The sequence below is a fragment of the Neosynechococcus sphagnicola sy1 genome (assembly GCF_000775285.1).
GTDB lineage: Bacteria > Cyanobacteriota > Cyanobacteriia > Neosynechococcales > Neosynechococcaceae > Neosynechococcus > Neosynechococcus sphagnicola.
Genome location: NZ_JJML01000067.1, coordinates 20058 through 27155 on the forward strand (window position 1 = coordinate 20058; position 7098 = coordinate 27155).

Sequence of the window (7098 nt, forward strand, 5' to 3'; positions counted from 1 at the left end):
GAACCTGCCAAAATAGCCATTAGATACGGACATTCACTGGAACAGTCTATGCAATTCTCACTGTTTTCTCGGCTGCGACTGCAATTGACCCCATGGCTTGTCACCCTAGTGGTGACTGGGGCAATCGCGTGGGGAATGTTTACCCCTGTGGCGCTGGCAACCACTGCAGCAGCTCCAGCAGTTACAGCAGTTACAGCAGTCCCGACCCAGCCCTCTCTGGCAACCCAGGCGATCGGTCAAGGTAGCTTTGTTGCAGCGGCGGTTGATCGGATTGGGACAGCGGTTGTTCGCATTGATACGGAAATGACGGTGACCCACAGTAGCCCTGATCCAATCCTGGATGATCCCTTTTTTCGACGGTTTTTTGGGGAGGAAATGACCCCCCCGCTACCCCCCGAGAAGAACGGCTGCGGGGGCAGGGATCGGGCTTCATTATTGACCGCACCGGGATCATTCTTACCAATTCCCATGTGGTCAATGGCGCTGATAAGGTCACCATCACCCTAAAGGATGGCCGCACCTTTCAAGGCCATGTGCGGGGAGCCGATGAGGTTACCGACTTAGCAGTGGTCAAGATTGACAATGGCAGCAGCGACTTACCCGTTGCCCCTCTAGGCGATTCGGATCGCGTCAGAGTTGGAGATTGGGCGATCGCCGTTGGCAATCCCCTGGGGTTGGATAACACCGTCACCCTAGGCATTGTCAGCACTCTGCATCGTTCCAGTTCTCAAGTGGGTATCCCCGACAAGCGGGTGGATTTCATTCAAACCGATGCCGCCATCAATCCCGGCAACTCCGGTGGCCCCTTACTCAATGATCGGGGGGAAGTCATTGGCATCAACACTGCGATTCGTGCGGATGCCATGGGGATCGGCTTTGCGATTCCGATTAACAAAGCCAAGACCGTTGAGGCTCAACTGGTTAAGGGGGAAACCGTTGCCCATCCCTATCTGGGTGTGCAAATGACAACCCTGACCCCAGAATTGGCAAAGGAAAACAATGAAGACCCTAACTCGGCCTTCTTAATTCCTGAAACCAATGGCGTTATCGTCCTCCGGGTACTGCCCAACACCCCAGCAGCCACTGCTGGCATCCGCCGGGGTGATGTGATTACCCAAGTAGATGCCCAAGCGGTCACTACTGCCGAGCAGTTACAGAACCTGGTGGAAAATAGCCGTGTGGGTCAGACGCTGCAATTGAAAGTACGACGGGGGAACCAAACCCAACAACTGGCTATCCGCACCGCTGAACTTCACAGCGACAGCTAATCCTCCCACAACTTTTAGTGGAGAGTGACAGCCTGTTCAAGGGGAGATTTCTCGGGGGCTGCAACTCCTCAAAAAACTTGCCAGCCCCCTAGGGAACCTGCCAAACCCTCTGGTGATAGTAGGTCAGGTCAGCTTCCCGGTCAACAACTCCAGAGCCATGGTTGTGATGGTGTTCATAGCTATGATCTTGATCATGATGGTGGGAATGCCCATGGTCATGGTCGGAGCTAGAACTGTGGGAGTGCCCATGGCCTGCGACCGCTTGCTGGGCAACTGCCAACCGAAACTTGCACATTTCACAGTTCATCTGCACTTGCCCTAATTGGGTTTCAATCTCGCGATCGCGCAGAATCTGGAACAACTGGGGATGCTTTCCCATTTCGGGCAGGCACGTTAGTGAAATTTCTGGATACTGTTGCTGTTGTTGGGCTGTGATGTCAAAAATTTTCTTCACCAGCACCCCCGTAAACAGAAAATAGGGTAGGACAATCACTCGCTGCGGATGATAGAGGCGGGCGCGGCGGAATCCTTCTTCGAGGCGGGGATGGGTGATGCCAATAAAACAGGTTTCCACTGTCAGGTAGCCACTGCCCTCCCAAAGCATCCGGGCTAGCTTATAGATATCGCTGTTGGCATCGGCATCGCTAGAACCTCTTCCCACCACCAGCAAAACAGTATCTGCACGGGAAATGCCCTGGGGATTTTGCTCGGGTTGATCCAGTACCGCAAGGCGTTGATGCCACAGATCCAGCAATCCAGGGGTGATGCCGAAGTGGCGACCATAGTAAAACTTGAGCTGGGGATGTCGCTGTTTAGCCCGGTCTAGTTCATTGGTGACATCAAACTTGTTATGGCGGGCAGCAAACAACAAAATCGGTAGCACCGAGAATTCTTCATAGCCTGCGGCAACACAACACTCAATGCCCGCTTGAATCGAAGGCTGGGTTAATTCTAGAAAGCAGGGCACCACCGGGCGGGTCGAGTCCAATGCCTGATAGTGACTGGCAAAGTCGAGAAACTCTTGTCTGCCATCGGCATCACGACTGCCATGCCCCACCATTAACAGTGGACGTTGCAACGGTAACGGAGCAAAGCTCATCCCCGGCTGAGAGGGCTGGGGTCGATTGAAGTCAGCGATCAACATAGGTTTTGATGTCCCTTCCTGTGCATCGCAGGAAATACTGGGGAACCAACGGAGCGCCGGGCGCTCAACAAAGGCATTCTGGCTTGCAAGCCCATGGAAAGGACGTGCTTACAGCTGCGGCACAGCCCCGGAGTTACACCGGAGTTTCCCTTTGCTGCGGGTGGTTCACAGATGCACTGCTATCTTAGCCCGAAGCGGCCTAGAACTCCCAACGCATGAATATGTGTTGGCAGGTTACCCTGGAAATACAACGGGCGATCAGGGGCGAGAAAGCGAAAATTGCAAAAAAATGGCGTACCATCCAAAGTGATCAACTGTAAAGCTTCAGGGAGTATCTTGGCCGCATGAAGGATGATACCCAGACTGAATCGCCGGAACTTCAGGCGATCGCTGCAACCATTCGCACCCTTGCAGATCAACGTCAGGGAGATAGTCTGGCACTGCTGGCAATCCTTCGAGTCCTCGAATCACTGCACCGGGAAATCCGGGATGGCTACTTCCAAACCTCCCTCCCAGACAATCGCCAGGGGCTCTATGCCCTGCTGCGGGATATTGAAGCCAAGGGCGGCTGGCCCTATATCTACAGCCGGACGCTGCGATCGCTGCTAATCCAGTTGACATTGGCGACTACCAGTGCAAGTACACCCGCTGCAGTCTCCTTGGAACCCCCAACGAACACTGAAATCGTCGGCAACCCACCCACAGAGATAGCGATCCACCCGGCACCAGATTCCGTACCTTAGTTCAGCCACTGTCTGCAACCCATCACCTTCCAGATCATGGCTCTAATCCTAAATCGTTGGGCAGCTCAATCTCAGATCCGGACAACACCTGATCAACCTCGAAGGCAGCCCGTTCTGGGAAGGTCGTTAATGGCAGACCCGTTTCAATGGCGGCTTGTTCTCTGGCATCTAGATAGGCACTGGCAAAGATGTTTTGTAGATAGACTTTTAGACTAGGACTGTCTTCCAGGAGTCTGAGCAATCGCTTCCGATGCTCTCGAATGGTACCCGCCCAACTATTTGATCGAAAACCAGGTTGATACTGCCACTGGAGGAGATGCACTAACAATATCTCTAGATTGCTGAGAACAGCAGGCTTTTCACTTCGCCCCAAGGTTGCCAACTCCTCGACCAAGTTTTCGATATCTAGCTCATGGAACTTCCCTCGCTGCAATTGCTCGGCAGTTGTCGTCAGCCATTCATAGAAATCGCTGTGATACAAAGACGTTTTGGAGTGGCAATTGTGCGCCAACATCTGGAACTTACCATCGTTAGTATCACTTTGGCCCATGGTGCCATTGCTTGGCAAGCTTACCCCACCCAGACAGTCAGCGATTGGACTCCCGCAATCACCGTCAGCCACCCTTTAGAGACAATGCCAGCGGGTTTCACCATCTTTGGTATCAATCAGTGCAATCCCCTGGGCTTTGAGGTGATCCCGGATGCGATCGCTCTCGGCCCAATTTTTCCTCTGGCGGGCAGCTTGGCGCTGTTGGCAAAGTGCTGCAATTTCCAGATCGCTGATCCTATCTTTTACCAGCCCTGGGCTGTCCGCTGATAGATCTTCATTCTTCCTGGAGGCTGTGGATGGAGTCCCCAAGCCTAAAACTTGGAGAAGATTGATAAAGGTTCGCCATTTCGGTTCTAGACGCTGAGAATTCAAGACCCTGCTCTCGTCCGTAATATGTTCATGAACCATGATGTTACTGCCGAGAATCAACTCCTTCGCCAACTCAAACAGTACCGCAAGCGCGATCGGTGAATTAAAATTATCATCCATTGCTGCTTCAAACCGTTCGATTGCCTGGGTATCGAGCAATGCTCGGTTGTCAAGATCATCGGTCTTCCAACCATAGCTCTGATTGAGTTGCAATCCCGCGACTAAGGCATCATCAAGGGTCTTCCAGCTATTCTGTGCCGAGGTAATTGCTTCTGTTGTCAGGTCAATTGGCTTCCGGTAATGGGCTTGCAGCACAAACAGCCTCAAGACCATGGGCGGATAATCCTGGAGAAAATCCCGAATGGTTTTGAAATTATTCAAAGATTTCGACATCTTTTCTCCCTGAATATTGACAAAACCATTGTGTAACCAATAACGAGCCAGGTGTTTCTGGGTTGCGGCCTCCGATTGGGCAATCTCATTTTCATGGTGGGGAAAGACCAAATCCATCCCCCCTGCATGGATATCAATGCTGTTGCCAAAAGCCTGCTGTACCATGGCTGAACACTCTATGTGCCAGCCTGGACGACCTTTTCCCCAGGGAGAATCCCAAGGTTCATACACCCCTATTTCTTCAGGTTTTGCTGTTTTCCAGAGGGCAAAGTCTAAGGGGTGACGCTTTTTCGGTTCAGCTTCGTCAACCCGACCGCTGGCTCCGGCTTCCATCTGCTCTAGCTGCCGTCCCGACAGTTTGCCATAACTGGGGAATCGATCCACGGCATAATACACATCCCCATCCACAGCGTAGGCATAGCCTTGATCGATCAGGGATTGGATTAAAGCAATAATCTCAGGCATCACCCCTGTTGCTTGGGGATAGGCATCGGCTGGCAGAATATTCAGCCTTGCCATGTCCTCGTGATAGGCAGCAATGTAGCGTTCTGAAACGGTCTGCATGGAAGAACTTTCTGCCTGGGCGCGGCGAAGAATCTTGTCGTCAATGTCGGTAAAATTCTGGACGTAATGCACCCTATAGCCACGCCATTGCAAGTAGCGACGCACCATATCCCAGACAAGGTAAGAGCGGGCATGTCCCAGATGGCAATAGTCATAAACAGTGACACCACAGCAATACATCTGAACCTGACCAGGCTCTAGCGGTTCAAAGAGTTCCTTGCAACGGGTCAGCGTGTTGTACAGTCTCAGGGTCATAAAAGATTCGTTACTACTTCAATCATGGGGCAGGTAAAGGTGATCCCCGGACGAGCGATTCCCTCAGCTCGACGGTAGACTAGCACTATACTATTCTTATCTCCTCAGTCGTTATATGTCCTCAGTCCTTACCTCTGAACGCTCCCCAGTCATGGATGCTCCCAAGTTGGGCTTGCCTGTTACCATCATCACTGGCTTTCTTGGCAGCGGCAAAACAACCCTGTTGAATCACATCCTCACCAATCAGCAGGGATTGAAGACAGCTGTTTTGGTCAATGAGTTCGGAGAAATCGGCATTGATAATGAACTGATTGTTGCCACCGAAGATGACATGGTGGAATTGAGTAATGGCTGTATCTGCTGCACCATTAACAATGACTTATTAGAAGCGGTTTATAAAGTCTTAGAGCGGCCAGAGCAGGTTGACTACTTGATTGTAGAAACCACAGGGCTGGCTGATCCGCTGCCGGTGGCGCTAACTTTCTTGGGAACTGAATTGCGGGATCTAACCCGCCTTGACTCGATCATTACCTTGGTCGATGCCGAGAACTTCAGCGTTGATCTGTTTAATAGTCAGGCTGCTGAAAATCAGATTGCCTACGGTGACATTATTGTCCTAAACAAAACCGATTTGGTCGATGTCGCTGATTTAGATCTGCTGGAAATCAAAATTCGGGATATTAAGGAAGGAGCCAGAATTCTCAGGGCGGTGCAGGGACAACTGCCGCTATCTCTGCTATTGAGTGTGGGACTCTTTGAGTCTGATCAATACTTTCAGCCCAAGGAGGCTGCTGCTGCCCAAGAGACCCACCACCATGATCATGATCATCACCGGGATCATGATCATGAGGTGGAGCAACATGCAGACTGTGATCATGACCACGGCCATTGTGTTCACGATCATGACCACCATCATCCCTCCAACCATCTGGAGAATGATGGGTTTACGTCGGTGTCGTTCCAGAGTCAGAAGCCACTGGCAATTCGCAAGTTCCAGCACTTCCTAGACAAGCAGCTCCCCAGCAATGTCTTCCGTGCCAAGGGTATTCTCTGGTTTGAAGAAAGTCCGAAGCGCCATATCTTCCATCTCAGTGGCAAGCGCTTCTCCTTAGAAGATGATGCTTGGAAAGGTCAGCCTAACAACCAATTGGTATTAATTGGGCAGAACTTGGATCATGAGCAGCTCTTATCCCAACTTCAGCACTGTGTGTGTCAACCTTCTCAGAGTCGGGGGCAGGGTTTTGGTAAATAACCAATAGAGTCATGACCAACCCAGAGCAAAATCCCTTAGAGGGTGTTTTAAAAGTCGTTTAGTGAGTAAAAAAGCTCACTCAGTGTAAGCTGCGAATATGTCGTACACAGCACTGAGAGAGCGTCATGAGTAAAGCTTACCCCAGTAATTTGTCTCAAGCCCAATTTGAACTACTCAACGACTTGATACCCGAGCCGAAATTCGGTGGTCGTCCTCGTAGCGTCGATATGTGGGATGTTCTGAACGCCATTTTCTATGTTTTGGTGGAGGGAGTGCGATGGCGAGGGTTGCCAGGGGATTTTCCGGCATGGCAAACCGTATACACCTACTTTCGTCAGTGGCGCAAAGATGGAACCTGGGTGCGGATGCACGACCGATTGCGAGAGTGTACCCGAATTGAACAGGAGCGTCATCGCAGCCCGTCGGAAGCGATTATCGACAGTCAAAGTGTCAAAAGTGCCGCTGGAGTGAGCCAATCGGTGGGCTACGATGCGGGCAAACAAATTAAAGGTCGAAAACGGTTTATGACGGTCGATACCCTGGGATTGCTGTTGCGGGTC

At 51.5% G+C, this 7098-nt stretch carries 6 protein-coding genes, 1 pseudogene and 1 riboswitch; of the genes and pseudogenes, 4 read left to right on the forward strand and 3 right to left on the reverse strand.

Annotated elements, in window-relative coordinates:
- The first annotated feature begins 48 nt into the window (after positions 1-48).
- Positions 49-1268: pseudogene (locus DO97_RS18985) on the forward strand (HhoA/HhoB/HtrA family serine endopeptidase).
- Positions 1269-1356: 88 nt separating this feature from the next.
- Here DO97_RS18985 and DO97_RS18990 read toward each other — a convergent pair.
- Positions 1357-2412 (reverse strand): sirohydrochlorin chelatase, encoded by a 1056-nt coding sequence (locus DO97_RS18990; RefSeq protein WP_036536508.1) that lies wholly within the window; start codon positions 2410-2412, stop codon positions 1357-1359.
- 55 nt (positions 2413-2467) lie between these two features.
- Positions 2468-2600: riboswitch (cobalamin riboswitch) on the reverse strand.
- A 156-nt stretch (positions 2601-2756) separates the two neighbouring features.
- On the opposite strand from DO97_RS18990, the gene DO97_RS25485 reads away from it, so the two are divergent.
- Entirely contained in the window at positions 2757-3155 is a 399-nt protein-coding gene (locus tag DO97_RS25485) for a hypothetical protein (protein WP_072016508.1), read from the forward strand.
- A gap of 34 nt (positions 3156-3189) precedes the next feature.
- On the opposite strand, the gene DO97_RS19000 is transcribed toward DO97_RS25485, so the two are convergent.
- Positions 3190-3705, reverse strand: a complete 516-nt coding sequence (locus DO97_RS19000) for a DUF29 domain-containing protein (RefSeq protein WP_239651884.1) — start codon at positions 3703-3705, stop codon at positions 3190-3192.
- Positions 3706-3780: 75 nt separating this feature from the next.
- Complete coding sequence (gene cysS / locus DO97_RS19005; protein WP_036536510.1) at positions 3781-5286, reverse strand: cysteine--tRNA ligase; 1506 nt, start codon at positions 5284-5286, stop codon at positions 3781-3783.
- A 115-nt stretch (positions 5287-5401) separates the two neighbouring features.
- Between cysS and DO97_RS19010 the strand changes: the two genes are divergently transcribed.
- Both DO97_RS19010 and DO97_RS19015 read left to right on the forward strand, forming a co-directional pair.
- A complete protein-coding gene (locus DO97_RS19010) occupies positions 5402-6538 on the forward strand; it encodes a CobW family GTP-binding protein (protein WP_036536513.1) in 1137 nt (378 codons plus the stop codon).
- Between the two features lie 125 nt (positions 6539-6663).
- A partial coding sequence (locus tag DO97_RS19015; protein ID WP_036536515.1) for an IS5 family transposase occupies positions 6664-7098 on the forward strand: 435 nt, incomplete at its 3' end.